We start from the raw sequence: 16,553 nt of genomic DNA, 5'->3' as shown, positions 1-16,553 counted from the left end.
ACCATCAACACCGCTCACGTTGAATACGATTCGGCCGTGCGTCACTACGCACACGTTGACTGCCCAGGTCACGCCGACTACGTAAAAAACATGATCACCGGTGCTGCCCAGATGGATGGCGCGATCCTGGTTTGCTCGGCCGCTGATGGTCCGATGCCACAAACCCGTGAGCACATCCTGCTGTCCCGTCAGGTAGGCGTTCCGTACATCGTTGTCTTCCTGAACAAGGCTGACATGGTTGACGACGCTGAGCTGCTGGAACTGGTTGAGATGGAAGTGCGCGACCTGCTGAGCACTTACGACTTCCCAGGTGATGACACTCCAATCATCATCGGTTCGGCTCTGATGGCTCTGAACGGCCAAGACGACAACGAAATGGGCACCACTGCCGTCAAGAAGCTGGTGGAAACTCTGGACAGCTACATCCCAGAGCCAGAGCGCGCTATCGACAAGCCGTTCCTGATGCCAATCGAAGACGTATTCTCGATCTCCGGTCGCGGTACTGTTGTGACTGGTCGTGTTGAGCGTGGCATCGTCCGTATCCAGGAAGAAGTTGAGATCGTCGGTCTGCGCGACACTCAGAAAACTACCTGCACCGGCGTTGAAATGTTCCGCAAGCTGCTCGACGAAGGTCGTGCTGGTGAGAACTGCGGCGTACTGCTGCGCGGCACCAAGCGTGACGACGTTGAGCGTGGCCAGGTTCTGGTCAAGCCAGGCACCGTCAAGCCGCACACCAAGTTCACCGCAGAAGTCTACGTTCTGAGCAAGGAAGAAGGCGGCCGTCACACTCCGTTCTTCAAAGGCTACCGTCCACAGTTCTACTTCCGTACAACTGACGTGACTGGTAACTGCGAGCTGCCAGAAGGCGTTGAAATGGTAATGCCGGGTGACAACATTCAGATGACTGTTACCCTGATCAAGACCATCGCGATGGAAGACGGTCTGCGTTTCGCTATCCGTGAAGGCGGTCGTACCGTCGGCGCTGGCGTCGTAGCTAAAGTCATCGAGTAAACAGTTGTAATGTCTTTTTCGGGCCGGCATAATGGTCGGCCTGATTTTGTTTTAGGTCAGTAGCTCAATTGGCAGAGCGACGGTCTCCAAAACCGTAGGTTGGGGGTTCGATTCCCTCCTGACCTGCCAGATTCACTCAGTGTGTCTGGCTTTCTTTTCACAGGATCTTCATAGATGACTCCTAAAGCTGAAGCTCAAGGCTCTCGCTTCGATCTGCTCAAGTGGCTAGTGGTAGTCGCTTTGGTGGTTATTGGCGTTGTTGGCAATCAGTATTATTCTGCTTCGCCGATCCTGTACCGTGTACTTGCATTGCTCGCCATTGCTGCTGTTGCTGCCTTTGTAGGCTTGCAGACGGCCAAGGGCAAGTCTTTCTTTGTACTCGCTAAGGAAGCTCGCACCGAGATTCGTAAAGTCGTATGGCCGACTCGCCAAGAAACCACGCAGACCACGTTGATCGTTGTGGCTGTTGTTCTGGTAATGGCGTTGCTGTTGTGGGGGCTCGATTCCCTGCTCGGCTGGCTTGTTTCCTTGATTGTTGGCTAAGGGTGTCCCGTGGCTAAGCGTTGGTACGTTGTGCATGCTTACTCGGGTTACGAGAAGCATGTCATGCGCTCGCTGGTAGAGCGCGTAAAGCTGGCTGGCATGGAAGACGGCTTTGGCGAGATTCTGGTCCCCACTGAAGAAGTGGTTGAAATGCGTAATGGCCAGAAACGCAAAAGTGAACGCAAGTTCTTTCCGGGCTACGTGCTGGTACAGATGGATATGAACGAAGGGACTTGGCACTTGGTCAAGGATACCCCTCGGGTGATGGGTTTCATCGGCGGTACTGCCGACAAGCCCGCGCCGATCACGGATAAAGAGGCAGAAGCGATTCTGCGTCGCGTCGCTGATGGTAGCGACAAGCCGAAGCCGAAGACGTTGTTTGAACCGGGTGAGGTTGTACGTGTCACCGACGGTCCATTCGCCGACTTCAATGGCACGGTTGAAGAAGTTAACTACGAAAAGAGCCGGATCCAAGTGGCAGTGCTCATTTTCGGTCGCTCTACTCCGGTAGAGCTAGAGTTCAGTCAGGTCGAAAAGGTCTGATTGAGCAGGCATCCCAACCCCGCAGCCCAAGGCTGTGGGGTTTTGTCGTCACTGGGATAAACGCGCAAGTAACCGGGGAGCCTTTCGAGGCGTTCGAACCCGTAATTGGAGTGCCTCATGGCCAAGAAAATTACCGCTTACATCAAGCTGCAAGTGAAGGCCGCTCAGGCTAACCCAAGCCCACCTGTTGGTCCTGCACTGGGTCAGCACGGCGTGAACATCATGGAATTCTGCAAGGCCTTCAACGCCCGTACTCAGGGTCTTGAGCCAGGTCTGCCGACTCCAGTGATCATCACTGTCTACAGCGACCGTAGCTTCACCTTCGAAACAAAAAGCACCCCAGCTTCGGTTCTGCTGAAGAAGGCTGCAGGTTTGACCAGCGGTTCCGCTCGTCCAAACACCGTTAAGGTTGGCACCGTTACCCGTGCTCAGCTGGAAGAAATCGCGAAAACCAAAAACGCGGATCTGACTGCAGCTGATATGGATGCAGCCGTGCGTACTATCGCCGGTTCTGCTCGTAGCATGGGCCTTAACGTGGAGGGTGTGTAATGGCTAAGCTGACCAAGCGTCAAAAGGCTATCGCCGGCAAAATCGAAGCAGGCAAGGCCTACAACTTTGTAGACGCCGCCGCTCTGCTGGCTGAGCTGTCGACTGTCAAGTTCAGCGAGTCGTTCGACGTTGCTGTGAACCTGGGCGTTGACCCACGTAAATCCGACCAGGTCGTTCGTAGCGCTACCGTGCTGCCACACGGCACTGGCAAGACCGTTCGTGTAGCTGTCTTCACCCAGGGCCCAGCAGCTGAAGCTGCTCTGGCTGCTGGCGCTGATCGCGTCGGCATGGACGATCTGGCTGCCGAAATGAAAGGCGGCGACCTGAACTATGACGTAGTGATCGCATCTCCGGATGCCATGCGCGTTGTAGGCCAGTTGGGTCAGATCCTCGGTCCACGTGGTCTGATGCCTAACCCTAAAGTCGGCACCGTAACGCCAGACGTAGCCACCGCGGTTAAAAACGCCAAGGCTGGTCAGGTTCGTTATCGCACCGACAAAAACGGCATCATCCACACTTCCGTTGGCAAGATCGGCTTCGACGCCGTCAAGCTGAAGGAAAACGTTGAAGCCCTGATCGCTGATCTGAAGCGTATCAAGCCAGCTTCTTCGAAAGGCATCTACGTCAAGCGCGTTACCCTGAGCACCACCATGGGCCCAGGTCTGGTCATCGACCAGAGCTCGCTCGACGCGTAAGACTCGGGTTGGCGCGAGCAATCGCGCCAATCAAAAAATTGGGGTCCCTGCCTGGCGGGGGCTGTCCAAGACCGTAGGCGACGCAAGTCTTAAACCATAAGCCTACGCAGATGGTGCTCCCGGTTCCTTACCGAATCAGACACCAAAACGACATTCGGTTTCGACCGAATGAAACGGTAACAAGCAGGAGTTAAACCCGTGGCAATTAATCTCGAAGACAAGAAGGCCATCGTCGCTGAAGTCAACGAGGCTGCCAAAGTCGCTCTGTCCGCTGTTGTGGCTGATGCCCGCGGTGTGACGGTAGGCGCTATGACCGGACTCCGTAAAGAGGCTCGTGAAGCTGGCGTATACGTACGTGTTGTACGTAACACCCTGCTCAAGCGCGCCGTTGCTGGCACTGAATACAGTGTCCTCAACGACGTGTTCACTGGCCCGACTCTGATCGCGTTCTCCAAGGATCATCCAGGCGCTGCTGCCCGTTTGTTCAAGGAATTCGCCAAGAGTCAGGATAAGTTCGAGATCAAGGCAGCTGCGTTCGAGGGCAAGTTCCTCGCAGCTAACCAAATCGACGTACTGGCAACACTGCCGACCCGCGACGAAGCCATTTCGCAGCTGATGAGCGTGATTCAAGGCGCTACCAGCAAGCTGGCTCGTACTCTGGCTGCAGTTCGCGAGCAAAAAGAAGCTGCCGCAGCCTAAGGCTGAGCATTTTCTCTCGCGTATTTTTGTTTATTTCGATGGCCGCGTAGGCCGTCCCCCAATTCAGGAAATACAGCAATGTCTATCTCCCAAGACGATATCCTCAACGCCGTAGCTGAAATGTCGGTTCTGCAGGTTGTTGAGCTGATCAAAGCTTTCGAAGAAAAATTCGGCGTTTCCGCTGCCGCTGCTTCCGCCGGTCCAGCTGCTGCTGCCGCCGTTGTTGAAGAGCAAACCGAATTCAACGTCATGCTGACCGAAGCTGGCGAGAAGAAAGTAAACGTGATCAAGGCAGTACGTGAACTGACCGGTCTGGGCCTGAAAGAAGCCAAGGCTGTAGTTGACGGCGCTCCTGCCATGGTTCTGGAAGCTGTTGCCAAAGACGCAGCTGACAAAGCCAAGGCCGCTCTGGAAGAAGCAGGCGCTAAAGTCGAGCTGAAGTAAGCATCGACTTTGCGTCTCCAGCCCGAGCGTTAAGCGACAGGCTGATGGCTGGTGGCTCTTGCCACCGGCCTTTTTCCGTTATTGGCAGCCGACTGGGTCGGCGCCGATAGCGAGCTGTAACCACCCGATGTGGTGGCGCAAACCATGGGGTTTGCACGATTTTCTGGCTGCTCCCGTCGGGAGGGGCCAAACAAGCAGGTGACCAAGCTGGGGAACGCTGATGGCTTACTCATATACTGAGAAAAAACGTATCCGCAAGGACTTTAGCAAGTTGCCGGACGTCATGGATGTGCCGTACCTCCTGGCCATCCAGCTGGATTCGTATCGTGAATTCTTGCAAGCGGGAGCGACTAAAGATCAGTTCCGCGACGTGGGCCTGCATGCGGCCTTCAAATCCGTTTTCCCGATCATCAGCTACTCCGGCAATGCTGCGCTGGAGTACGTCGGTTATCGCCTGGGCGAACCGGCATTTGATGTCAAAGAATGCGTATTGCGCGGTGTTACTTACGCCGTACCTTTGCGGGTAAAAGTGCGCCTGATCATTTTCGACAAAGAATCGTCGAACAAAGCGATCAAGGACATCAAAGAGCAAGAAGTCTACATGGGTGAAATCCCCCTGATGACTGAAAACGGTACCTTCGTAATCAACGGTACCGAGCGTGTAATCGTTTCCCAGCTGCACCGTTCCCCGGGCGTGTTCTTCGACCACGACCGTGGCAAGACGCACAGCTCCGGCAAACTGCTTTACTCCGCGCGCATCATTCCTTACCGCGGTTCGTGGCTGGACTTCGAGTTCGACCCGAAAGACTGCGTATTCGTGCGTATCGACCGTCGTCGCAAGCTGCCTGCATCGGTACTGCTGCGCGCGCTCGGCTATACCACCGAAGAAGTGCTGGACGCGTTCTACACCACCAACGTCTTCCACGTGCAAGGTGAAAACCTCAGCCTGGAACTGGTGCCTCAGCGCCTGCGCGGTGAAATCGCTGTCCTCGATATCCAGGATGACAAAGGCAAGGTTATTGTCGAGCAGGGCCGTCGTATCACCGCTCGCCACATCAACCAGCTGGAAAAAGCCGGGATCAAAGAGCTGCAGGTACCGATCGACTACGTCCTGGGTCGCACCACGGCCAAGGTCATCGTGCATCCGGCCACCGGCGAAATCCTTGCAGAGTGCAATACCGAGCTGACCACCGAGATCCTGGCGAAAATCGCCAAGGCCCAGGTCGTTCGTATCGAAACCCTGTACACCAACGACATCGACTGCGGTCCGTTCATCTCCGACACGCTGAAGATCGACTCCACCGGCAACCAACTGGAAGCCCTGGTCGAGATCTATCGCATGATGCGTCCTGGCGAGCCGCCAACCAAGGATGCAGCCGAGACCCTGTTCAACAACCTGTTCTTCAGCCCTGAGCGCTATGACCTGTCTGCGGTCGGCCGGATGAAGTTCAACCGTCGTATCGGTCGTACCGAGATCGAAGGTTCGGGCGTGCTGAACAAGGATGACATCGTTGCGGTCCTCAAGACCCTGGTCGACATCCGTAACGGCAAAGGCATCGTCGATGACATCGACCACCTGGGTAACCGTCGTGTTCGCTGTGTAGGCGAGATGGCCGAGAACCAGTTCCGTGTTGGCCTGGTGCGCGTAGAGCGCGCGGTCAAGGAACGTCTGTCGATGGCTGAAAGCGAAGGCCTGATGCCGCAAGACCTGATCAACGCCAAGCCTGTGGCTGCGGCGGTGAAGGAGTTCTTCGGTTCGAGCCAGCTGTCCCAGTTCATGGACCAGAACAACCCGCTGTCCGAGATCACCCACAAGCGTCGTGTCTCCGCACTCGGCCCAGGCGGTCTGACCCGTGAGCGTGCAGGCTTCGAAGTTCGAGACGTACACCCGACTCACTACGGTCGTGTCTGCCCGATCGAAACGCCGGAAGGTCCGAACATCGGTCTGATCAACTCCCTGGCGGCCTATGCGCGCACCAACCAGTACGGCTTCCTCGAGAGCCCGTACCGCGTGGTGAAAGACGCCCTGGTTACCGACGAGATCGTGTTCCTGTCCGCCATCGAAGAAGCCGATCACGTGATCGCCCAGGCTTCGGCCACGATGAACGACAAGAAGGTCCTGGTCGACGAGCTGGTAGCTGTTCGTCACCTGAACGAGTTCACCGTCAAGGCGCCGGAAGACGTCACCTTGATGGACGTATCGCCGAAGCAGGTAGTGTCGGTTGCAGCGTCGCTGATCCCGTTCCTCGAGCACGACGACGCCAACCGTGCGTTGATGGGTTCGAACATGCAGCGTCAAGCTGTACCAACGCTGCGTGCCGACAAGCCGCTGGTGGGTACCGGCATGGAGCGTAACGTTGCCCGTGACTCCGGCGTTTGCGTCGTGGCTCGTCGTGGTGGCGTGATCGATTCCGTCGATGCCAGCCGTATCGTGGTTCGTGTTGCCGATGACGAAGTTGAAACTGGCGAAGCCGGTGTCGACATCTACAACCTGACCAAATACACCCGCTCCAACCAGAACACCTGCATCAACCAGCGTCCGCTGGTAAGCAAGGGTGATCGGGTTCAGCGCAGCGACATCATGGCCGATGGTCCGTCCACCGATATGGGTGAACTGGCGTTGGGTCAGAACATGCGCATCGCGTTCATGGCATGGAACGGCTTCAACTTCGAAGACTCCATCTGCCTGTCCGAGCGTGTGGTTCAGGAAGACCGCTTCACCACGATCCACATCCAGGAACTGACCTGTGTGGCCCGTGACACCAAGCTTGGCCCAGAGGAAATCACTGCGGACATCCCGAACGTGGGTGAAGCCGCACTGAACAAGCTGGACGAAGCCGGTATCGTTTATGTAGGTGCCGAAGTCGGCGCAGGCGACATCCTGGTGGGCAAGGTCACTCCGAAAGGCGAGACCCAGCTGACTCCGGAAGAAAAACTGCTGCGTGCTATCTTCGGTGAAAAAGCCAGCGACGTTAAAGACACCTCCCTGCGCGTGCCTACCGGCACCAAAGGTACCGTCATCGACGTACAGGTCTTCACTCGCGACGGTGTTGAGCGTGATGCTCGTGCACTGTCCATCGAGAAGACTCAGCTCGACGAGATCCGCAAGGACCTGAACGAAGAGTTCCGTATTGTCGAAGGCGCAACTTTCGAGCGTCTGCGTTCCGCCCTGGTCGGCCACAAAGCCGAAGGCGGCGCCGGTCTGAAGAAAGGTCAGGAAATCACCGACGAAGTCCTCGACGGTCTTGAGCATGGCCAGTGGTTCAAACTGCGCATGGCTGAAGATGCTCTGAACGAGCAGCTCGAGAAGGCCCAGGCCTATATCGTTGATCGCCGCCGTCTGCTGGACGACAAGTTCGAAGACAAGAAGCGCAAACTGCAGCAAGGCGATGACCTGGCTCCAGGCGTGCTGAAAATCGTCAAGGTTTACCTGGCAATCCGTCGTCGCATCCAGCCGGGCGACAAGATGGCCGGTCGTCACGGTAACAAGGGTGTGGTCTCTGTGATCATGCCGGTTGAAGACATGCCGCACGATGCCAATGGCACCCCGGTCGATGTGGTCCTCAACCCGTTGGGCGTACCTTCGCGTATGAACGTTGGTCAGATCCTTGAAACCCACCTGGGCCTCGCGGCCAAGGGCTTGGGCGAAAAGATCAACCGGATGATCGAAGAGCAGCGCAAGGTCGCTGACCTGCGTAAGTTCCTGCACGAGATCTACAACGAAATCGGCGGACGCAACGAAGAGCTGGACACCTTCTCCGACCAGGAAATCCTGGACCTGGCGAAGAACCTGCGCGGCGGCGTTCCAATGGCTACTCCGGTGTTCGACGGTGCCAAGGAAAGCGAAATCAAGGCCATGCTGAAACTGGCAGACCTGCCGGAAAGTGGCCAGATGCAGCTGTTCGACGGCCGTACCGGCAACAAGTTCGAGCGCCCGGTTACCGTTGGCTACATGTACATGCTGAAGCTGAACCACTTGGTAGACGACAAGATGCACGCTCGTTCTACCGGTTCTTACAGCCTGGTTACCCAGCAGCCGCTGGGTGGTAAGGCGCAGTTCGGTGGTCAGCGTTTCGGGGAGATGGAGGTCTGGGCACTGGAAGCGTACGGTGCTGCATACACTCTGCAAGAAATGCTCACAGTGAAGTCGGACGATGTGAACGGCCGGACCAAGATGTACAAAAACATCGTGGACGGCGATCACCGTATGGAGCCGGGCATGCCCGAGTCTTTCAACGTGTTGATCAAGGAAATTCGTTCCCTCGGCATCGATATCGATCTGGAAACCGAATAACACGTGACGCGAATCGAGAGCGGGGCTGTTTTGCCCGCTCTCTGCTCCGCCAGGAGGAAAGGCCTTGAAAGACCTACTGAATTTGCTGAAAAACCAGGGTCAAGTCGAAGAGTTCGACGCCATCCGTATTGGATTGGCCTCGCCTGAGATGATCCGTTCGTGGTCGTTCGGTGAAGTTAAAAAGCCGGAAACCATCAACTACCGTACGTTCAAACCTGAGCGTGACGGCCTGTTCTGCGCCAAGATCTTTGGCCCGGTAAAGGATTACGAGTGCCTGTGCGGTAAGTACAAGCGCTTGAAGCACCGTGGTGTGATCTGCGAGAAGTGCGGCGTTGAAGTCGCGCTGGCAAAAGTTCGTCGTGAGCGCATGGCGCACATCGAGCTGGCCTCGCCGGTTGCCCACATCTGGTTCCTGAAATCGCTGCCGTCCCGTATCGGCCTGCTGATGGACATGACCCTGCGTGATATCGAACGTGTTCTCTACTTCGAGAGCTACGTCGTTATCGATCCAGGCATGACCACCCTTGAAAAAGGTCAGTTGCTGAACGACGAGCAGTACTTCGAAGCGCTGGAAGAATTCGGCGACGATTTCGATGCCCGCATGGGTGCCGAAGCTGTCCGCGAACTGCTGCACGCTATCGACCTGGAACACGAGATTGGCCGCCTGCGCGAAGAAATTCCGCAAACCAACTCCGAAACCAAGATCAAGAAGCTGTCCAAGCGTCTGAAGTTGATGGAAGCCTTCCAGGGTTCCGGCAACCTGCCAGAGTGGATGGTGCTGACCGTTCTGCCGGTACTGCCGCCAGACCTGCGTCCACTGGTTCCGCTCGATGGCGGTCGCTTCGCGACTTCCGACCTCAACGATCTGTATCGTCGAGTGATCAACCGTAACAACCGCTTGAAGCGCCTGCTCGATCTGTCCGCTCCGGACATCATCGTGCGCAACGAAAAGCGTATGTTGCAGGAAGCGGTCGACGCATTGCTCGACAACGGTCGTCGTGGCCGCGCTATCACCGGTTCCAACAAGCGTCCTCTGAAATCCCTGGCTGACATGATCAAGGGTAAGCAGGGTCGTTTCCGTCAGAACTTGCTCGGTAAGCGTGTTGACTACTCCGGTCGTTCGGTTATTACCGTAGGCCCGACCCTGCGTCTGCACCAGTGCGGTCTGCCTAAGAAAATGGCCTTGGAACTGTTCAAGCCGTTCATTTTCGGCAAGCTGGAAATGCGTGGTCTCGCTACCACCATCAAAGCGGCCAAGAAAATGGTCGAGCGCGAGCTGCCAGAAGTCTGGGACGTTCTCGCTGAAGTGATTCGCGAACACCCAGTGTTGCTCAACCGTGCACCGACCCTTCACCGTCTGGGTATCCAGGCGTTTGAACCGGTACTGATCGAAGGTAAGGCTATCCAGCTGCACCCGCTGGTCTGTGCTGCGTACAACGCCGACTTCGACGGCGACCAAATGGCCGTGCACGTGCCGCTGACGCTGGAAGCCCAGCTCGAAGCGCGCGCGTTGATGATGTCGACCAACAACATCCTGTCGCCAGCCAACGGTGAGCCAATCATCGTTCCGTCGCAGGACGTTGTATTGGGTCTGTACTACATGACTCGTGAGGCGATCAACGCCAAGGGCGAAGGTCGTGTGTTCGCGGATCTGCAGGAAGTTGACCGTGTGTTCCGTGCCGGCGAAGCCGCACTGCATGCCAAGGTCAAGGTGCGGATCAACGAAACCGTGAACGACCGTGATGGCGGCAGCGTGACCAACACCCGTATCGTCGACACCACCGTCGGCCGTGCGCTGTTGTTCCAGGTTGTGCCAAAAGGCCTGTCCTTCGACGTCGTCAACCTGCCGATGAAGAAGAAGGCGATCTCCAAGCTGATCAACCAGTGCTACCGCGTGGTTGGTCTGAAAGAGACCGTGATCTTCGCTGACCAGTTGATGTACACCGGTTTTGCCTATTCGACCATTTCCGGCGTTTCCATCGGCGTTAACGACTTCGTTATCCCGGATGAAAAAGCCCGCATCATCGGTGCTGCCACCGAGGAAGTGAAAGAGATCGAAAGCCAGTACGCCTCCGGCCTGGTAACCCAGGGCGAGAAGTACAACAAGGTAATCGACCTCTGGTCCAAGGCGAACGACGAAGTCTCCAAGGCGATGATGGCCAACCTCTCGAAAGAGAAAGTCATCGACCGTCATGGCAACGAAGTCGACCAGGAGTCGTTCAACTCGATGTACATGATGGCCGACTCGGGCGCACGGGGTTCTGCTGCGCAGATCCGTCAGCTCGCCGGTATGCGTGGCCTGATGGCCAAGCCGGACGGCTCCATCATCGAGACCCCGATTACGGCGAACTTCCGTGAAGGCTTGAGCGTACTCCAGTACTTCATCTCCACTCACGGTGCTCGTAAGGGTCTTGCGGATACCGCGTTGAAAACCGCGAACTCCGGTTACCTGACTCGTCGTCTGGTAGACGTCGCGCAGGATCTGGTCGTGACCGAGATCGATTGCGGCACCGAACATGGCCTGGTCATGACGCCGCACATTGAAGGCGGTGACGTTGTAGAGCCGTTGGGTGAGCGCGTATTGGGTCGTGTCATCGCCCGTGACGTATTCAAGCCGGGTACCGAGGACGTGATCGTTCCTGCCGGCACCCTGGTTGACGAGAAGTGGGTCGAGTTCATCGAACTCAACAGCATCGACGAAGTGATCGTACGTTCGCCGATCAGCTGCGAAACCCGCTATGGCATCTGCGCCAAGTGCTACGGTCGCGACCTGGCACGTGGTCACCAGGTGAACATCGGTGAAGCGGTCGGCGTTATCGCTGCCCAGTCCATCGGTGAGCCGGGTACCCAGCTGACGATGCGTACGTTCCACATCGGTGGTGCGGCAAGCCGGACCTCCGCTGCCGACAGCGTCCAGGTGAAGAATGGCGGTACTGTCCGTCTGCACAACCTCAAGCACGTAGAGCGCGTGGACGGTCACCTGGTGGCTGTATCCCGTTCCGGTGAGCTGGCCATCGCTGACGACTTCGGTCGCGAGCGCGAGCGCTACAAGCTGCCTTACGGTGCTGTGATTTCGGTCAAGGAAGGTGACAAGGTCGACGCTGGCGCCATCGTGGCCAAGTGGGATCCGCACACCCACCCGATCGTGACCGAGATGAAAGGTACCGTGACCTACGTGGGCATGGAAGAAGGCATCACGATCAAGCGTCAGACCGACGAATTGACCGGTATGACCAACATTGAAGTACTCGACGCGAAAGACCGTCCAGCTGCCGGCAAGGACATCCGTCCGGCCGTGAAGATGGTCGACGACAACGGCAAGGATCTGTTGCTGCCAGGCACTGACGTAATCGCTCAGTACTTCCTGCCAGCCAACGCCCTGGTCGGTGTAGCGGACGGTGCGCGGATCGCGATCGGTGATGTTATCGCCCGTATCCCGCAGGAAACTTCGAAAACCCGCGACATCACCGGTGGTCTGCCGCGTGTTGCCGACTTGTTCGAAGCCCGTCGTCCGAAAGAAGCCTCGATTCTGGCTGAAGTCAGCGGCACCATCGCGTTCGGTAAAGAGACCAAGGGCAAGCGCCGCCTGGTCATTACACCGAACGACGGTAGCGATCCGTACGAAGAGCTGATTCCGAAGTGGCGTCACCTGAACGTCTTCGAAGGCGAACAGGTAAACCGCGGCGAAGTTATCTCGGACGGCCCGAGCGATCCACACGACATCCTGCGTCTGCTGGGTGTGAGTGCGCTGGCCAAGTACATCGTGAACGAGATCCAGGACGTTTACCGTCTGCAAGGCGTGAAGATCAACGACAAGCACATCGAGACCATCCTGCGTCAGATGCTGCGTAAGGTCGAGATCGCTGAATCCGGCGACTCGAGTTTCATCAAGGGCGACCAGATGGAACTGACTCACGTACTGGTGGAAAACGAGCGCCTGGCGACCGAAGACAAGTTTGTCTCCAAGTTCACTCGCGTGCTGCTGGGTATCACCAAGGCGTCGTTGTCCACCGAATCGTTCATCTCGGCGGCTTCCTTCCAGGAAACCACCCGTGTACTGACCGAAGCGGCGGTAACCGGCAAGCGCGATTACCTGCGCGGCCTGAAAGAAAACGTGGTCGTGGGTCGTCTGATCCCGGCCGGTACCGGTTTGGCCTATCACAGCGAGCGCAAGCGTCGCCGTGATGCCGACAAGCCGTTGCGCGTAAGCGCCAGTGAAGTGGAAGCTGCACTGACCGAAGCACTGAACTCGAGTGGTAACTGAGTTCTGCGGTAATTGAGTGCCTGGCCCTGGTCGCCCCGTTCGGCGGATCGAGACAAATTGTCGAGATCCGGCGGGCGGGGAGGTCGGGGCCTTGCCTTGACTGGGGACAAGATCCTCTTTAGACTCTTGATCCCCTAAATTTGGCGGGAATTCGTTCCTGCCATTTTGCTTTTCTTGTAAGACAATAGCGTCGCAAGACAACAGTGGAGCTAGTAGATGGCAACTATCAACCAGCTGGTACGTCAGCCGCGTAAGCGTATCGTCGAGAAATCCGACGTGCCTGCGCTGCAGAACTGCCCGCAACGTCGTGGCGTATGCACCCGTGTGTATACCACCACGCCGAAAAAACCTAACTCGGCACTGCGTAAAGTATGCCGTGTGCGTCTGACCAACGGTTTCGAGGTTTCCTCGTACATCGGCGGTGAAGGCCACAACCTGCAAGAACACAGCGTGGTCCTGATCCGCGGCGGTCGTGTAAAAGACTTGCCAGGTGTTCGTTACCACACCGTTCGCGGCTCTTTGGATACTTCCGGCGTTAAAGGTCGTAACCAAGGTCGTTCGAAGTACGGTACCAAGCGTCCGAAATAATCGGCCGTTTAGCAGTTTTTAATTTTATTGAGTCGATAAGAGTAAGGTCGGGCACGCATCCGCTGTCCCGGGCTAACCTGAAGACCGTTTGAGGGCTTATCAATGCCAAGACGTCGCGTAGCAGCCAAACGTGAGATTCTGGACGATCCGAAATACGGAAGCCAGATTCTCGCCAAGTTCATGAACCACGTAATGGAAAGCGGCAAGAAAGCCGTTGCCGAGCGTATCGTTTATGGCGCACTGGACAAAGTTAAGGAACGCAAGAACAGCGATCCCCTGGAAATCTTCGAGAAAGCTCTCGACGCCATCGCTCCGCTGGTCGAAGTGAAGTCGCGCCGTGTAGGCGGTGCTACTTACCAGGTTCCGGTCGAAGTTCGTCCGTCCCGTCGTAACGCCCTGGCAATGCGCTGGCTGGTAGACTTCGCCCGCAAGCGCGGCGAGAAGTCCATGGCTCTGCGTTTGGCTGGTGAACTGTTGGACGCTGCTGAAGGTAAAGGTGCTGCAGTTAAGAAGCGTGAAGACGTGCACCGTATGGCTGAAGCCAACAAGGCTTTCTCGCACTACCGCTTCTAATTTTAGCGTCACTCAATTTGCGAGGGCTTTATGGCTCGTACTACACCGATTAACCGCTACCGTAACATCGGTATCGTTGCTCACGTGGATGCTGGTAAAACCACCACCACCGAGCGCGTCCTTTTTTACACCGGCAAGAGTCACAAAATGGGCGAGGTGCATGACGGCGCCGCGACCACAGACTGGATGGTGCAGGAGCAGGAGCGTGGTATTACCATTACTTCTGCTGCTATCACCGCCTTCTGGAAAGGTTCCGAGAAGCAGTACCCGCACGAGCACCGCTTCAACGTTATCGATACCCCGGGCCACGTAGACTTCACCATCGAAGTTGAACGTTCCCTGCGCGTACTCGACGGCGCTGTCGTTGTGTTCTGTGGTACTTCGGGTGTTGAGCCTCAGTCGGAAACCGTATGGCGTCAGGCCAACAAATACGGCGTTCCACGTCTTGTTTACGTAAACAAGATGGACCGTGCTGGTGCCAACTTCCTGCGCGTGATCGCTCAGATCAAGCAGCGCCTGGGTCACACTCCGGTGCCGATCCAGCTGGCTATCGGTTCCGAAGACAACTTCCAGGGTCAGATCGATCTGATCAACATGCAAGCTGTCTACTGGAACGATTCCGACAAGGGCATGGTCCCTGTTCGCAAGGACATTCCTGCCGAGCTGTTGGAAGAAGCCGAGCAATGGCGCAGCAACATGGTTGAGGCTGCGGCCGAAGCCAGCGAAGAGCTGATGAACAAGTACCTCGAAGGTGAAGAGCTCACCAACGAGGAAATCAAGGCCGCTCTGCGTCAGCGTACTATCGCTGGTGAGATCGTTCTGGCTGTTTGCGGTTCTTCCTTCAAGAACAAGGGTGTTCCCCTGGTTCTCGACGCCGTTATCGACTTCCTGCCTGCTCCAACCGACATTCCTGCTATCAAGGGTTCCAACCCGGATAACGAGGAAGAGGAAATGGAGCGTCACGCAAGTGACGACGAGCCGTTCGCGGCTTTGGCGTTCAAGATCGCTACCGACCCATTCGTGGGTACCTTGACCTTTGTTCGAGTTTACTCGGGCGTGTTGGCCTCCGGCGACGGCGTGATCAACTCGGTAAAAGGCAAGAAAGAGCGTGTGGGTCGTATGGTGCAGATGCACGCAAACGCCCGTGAAGAAATCAAGGAAGTACGCGCTGGCGACATCGCGGCCTTGATCGGCATGAAGGACGTCACCACCGGTGAAACTTTGTGCAACGCTGACAAGCCAATCATCCTGGTTCGCATGGACTTCCCGGAGCCGGTTATTTCGGTTGCCGTTGAGCCTAAGACCAAGGATGACCAGGAAAAAATGGGTATCGCTCTGGGCAAGCTTGCTCAGGAAGACCCGTCTTTCCGCGTCAAGACCGATGAAGAGACTGGTCAAACGATCATCTCCGGCATGGGCGAGTTGCACCTGGACATCCTGGTTGACCGGATGCGCCGTGAGTTCAACGTCGAAGCCAACATCGGTAAGCCTCAGGTTTCCTATCGTGAGCGCATCACGAAGAGCTGTGAAATCGAAGGCAAGTTCGTTCGCCAGTCCGGCGGTCGTGGCCAGTTCGGTCACTGCTGGATTCGTTTTGCACCGGCTGACGAAGGTCAGGAAGGTCTGCAATTCCTGAACGAAGTCGTAGGTGGTGTGGTTCCTAAGGAATACATCCCGGCGATCCAGAAGGGTATCGAAGAGCAGATGAAGAACGGCGTTGTCGCCGGCTATCCGCTGATCGGCCTGAAGGCGACTGTGTTCGATGGTTCTTACCATGACGTCGACTCCAACGAGATGGCGTTTAAGGTGGCTGCCTCCATGGCAACCAAGCAGCTGGCCCAGAAGGGTGGCGGTGAGTTGCTTGAGCCGATCATGGCGGTGGAAGTCGTTACGCCTGAAGACTACATGGGTGATGTCATGGGCGACCTTAACCGTCGTCGTGGCATGATTCTGGGTATGGAAGATACGGTTTCCGGCAAAGTGATTCGTGCCGAGGTGCCGTTGGGCGAGATGTTCGGTTACGCAACCGACGTTCGTTCCATGTCTCAGGGTCGCGCAAGCTACTCTATGGAATTCAAAAAATACAATACAGCTCCGTCGCATATCGTCGAGACTGTTACCAAAAAGCAAGGCTGATTCAGCCCCTTTAAGCTAGGAGTTAATTGTCGTGGCTAAAGAAAAATTTGAACGGAACAAACCGCACGTCAACGTTGGCACCATCGGTCACGTTGACCACGGTAAAACCACGCTGACCGCTGCTCTGACCCGTGTCTGCTCCGAAGTTTTCGGTTCGGCCAAGGTTGACTTCGACAAGATCGACAGCGCCCCGGAAGAGAAAGCTCGCGGTATC

General features: G+C 56.5%; 13 protein-coding genes and 1 tRNA gene. All 14 read left to right on the top strand.

Going from position 1 to position 16,553, the window contains the following annotated elements; genetic code table 11:
- A partial coding sequence (tuf, locus tag J4E53_RS24830) for an elongation factor Tu (RefSeq protein ID WP_207268202.1) occupies window positions 1–1,011 on the top strand: 1,011 nt, incomplete at its 5' end.
- Window positions 1,012–1,064: 53 nt separating this feature from the next.
- Window positions 1,065–1,140: transfer RNA gene (locus tag J4E53_RS24825), tRNA-Trp, on the top strand.
- Between the two features lie 45 nt (window positions 1,141–1,185).
- Window positions 1,186–1,554, top strand: a complete 369-nt coding sequence (gene secE / locus J4E53_RS24820) for a preprotein translocase subunit SecE (RefSeq protein WP_003206102.1) — start codon at window positions 1,186–1,188, stop codon at window positions 1,552–1,554.
- Window positions 1,555–1,563: 9 nt separating this feature from the next.
- Window positions 1,564–2,097, top strand: a complete 534-nt coding sequence (nusG, locus tag J4E53_RS24815; protein ID WP_003186097.1) for a transcription termination/antitermination protein NusG — start codon at window positions 1,564–1,566, stop codon at window positions 2,095–2,097.
- A 117-nt stretch (window positions 2,098–2,214) separates the two neighbouring features.
- Window positions 2,215–2,646: a 50S ribosomal protein L11 gene (gene rplK / locus J4E53_RS24810; protein ID WP_003176435.1), complete on the top strand. Its 432-nt coding sequence runs from the start codon at window positions 2,215–2,217 to the stop codon at window positions 2,644–2,646.
- Window positions 2,646–3,341: a 50S ribosomal protein L1 gene (rplA, locus tag J4E53_RS24805; protein ID WP_003186095.1), complete on the top strand. Its 696-nt coding sequence runs from the start codon at window positions 2,646–2,648 to the stop codon at window positions 3,339–3,341. The genes rplK and rplA overlap by 1 nt, the downstream gene beginning before the upstream one ends.
- A 198-nt stretch (window positions 3,342–3,539) precedes the next feature.
- Window positions 3,540–4,040 (top strand): 50S ribosomal protein L10, encoded by a 501-nt coding sequence (gene rplJ, locus J4E53_RS24800; RefSeq protein ID WP_060740391.1) that lies wholly within the window; start codon window positions 3,540–3,542, stop codon window positions 4,038–4,040.
- 78 nt (window positions 4,041–4,118) lie between these two features.
- Window positions 4,119–4,484 (top strand): 50S ribosomal protein L7/L12, encoded by a 366-nt coding sequence (rplL, locus tag J4E53_RS24795; RefSeq protein WP_027617682.1) that lies wholly within the window; start codon window positions 4,119–4,121, stop codon window positions 4,482–4,484.
- A 220-nt stretch (window positions 4,485–4,704) separates the two neighbouring features.
- A complete protein-coding gene (gene rpoB, locus J4E53_RS24790; RefSeq protein ID WP_060740392.1) occupies window positions 4,705–8,778 on the top strand; it encodes a DNA-directed RNA polymerase subunit beta in 4,074 nt (1,357 codons plus the stop codon).
- Window positions 8,779–8,842: 64 nt separating this feature from the next.
- Window positions 8,843–13,042, top strand: coding sequence for a DNA-directed RNA polymerase subunit beta' (gene rpoC / locus J4E53_RS24785; protein ID WP_047230482.1), 4,200 nt, complete (start codon window positions 8,843–8,845; stop codon window positions 13,040–13,042).
- Window positions 13,043–13,258: 216 nt separating this feature from the next.
- Window positions 13,259–13,630 carry a 30S ribosomal protein S12 gene (gene rpsL / locus J4E53_RS24780; protein ID WP_003186084.1) on the top strand — a complete coding sequence of 124 codons (372 nt, stop codon included), beginning with the start codon at window positions 13,259–13,261 and terminating at the stop codon, window positions 13,628–13,630.
- 102 nt (window positions 13,631–13,732) lie between these two features.
- Window positions 13,733–14,203: a 30S ribosomal protein S7 gene (gene rpsG, locus J4E53_RS24775; RefSeq protein WP_003186074.1), complete on the top strand. Its 471-nt coding sequence runs from the start codon at window positions 13,733–13,735 to the stop codon at window positions 14,201–14,203.
- 30 nt (window positions 14,204–14,233) lie between these two features.
- On the top strand, window positions 14,234–16,339 hold the full coding sequence (gene fusA / locus J4E53_RS24770; RefSeq protein ID WP_060740393.1) for an elongation factor G: 2,106 nt from the start codon (window positions 14,234–14,236) through the stop codon (window positions 16,337–16,339).
- A 31-nt stretch (window positions 16,340–16,370) separates the two neighbouring features.
- The coding region (locus J4E53_RS24765; RefSeq protein ID WP_259333262.1) for a GTP-binding protein at window positions 16,371–16,553 on the top strand (183 nt) is incomplete at its 3' end.

Source organism: Pseudomonas sp. FW305-28, assembly GCF_017351395.1.
GTDB classification, from domain to species: domain Bacteria; phylum Pseudomonadota; class Gammaproteobacteria; order Pseudomonadales; family Pseudomonadaceae; genus Aquipseudomonas; species Aquipseudomonas fluorescens_AA.
The sequence above is the reverse complement of the archived record's forward strand: the minus strand, read 5'-3'. Positions and strand labels throughout refer to the sequence as shown.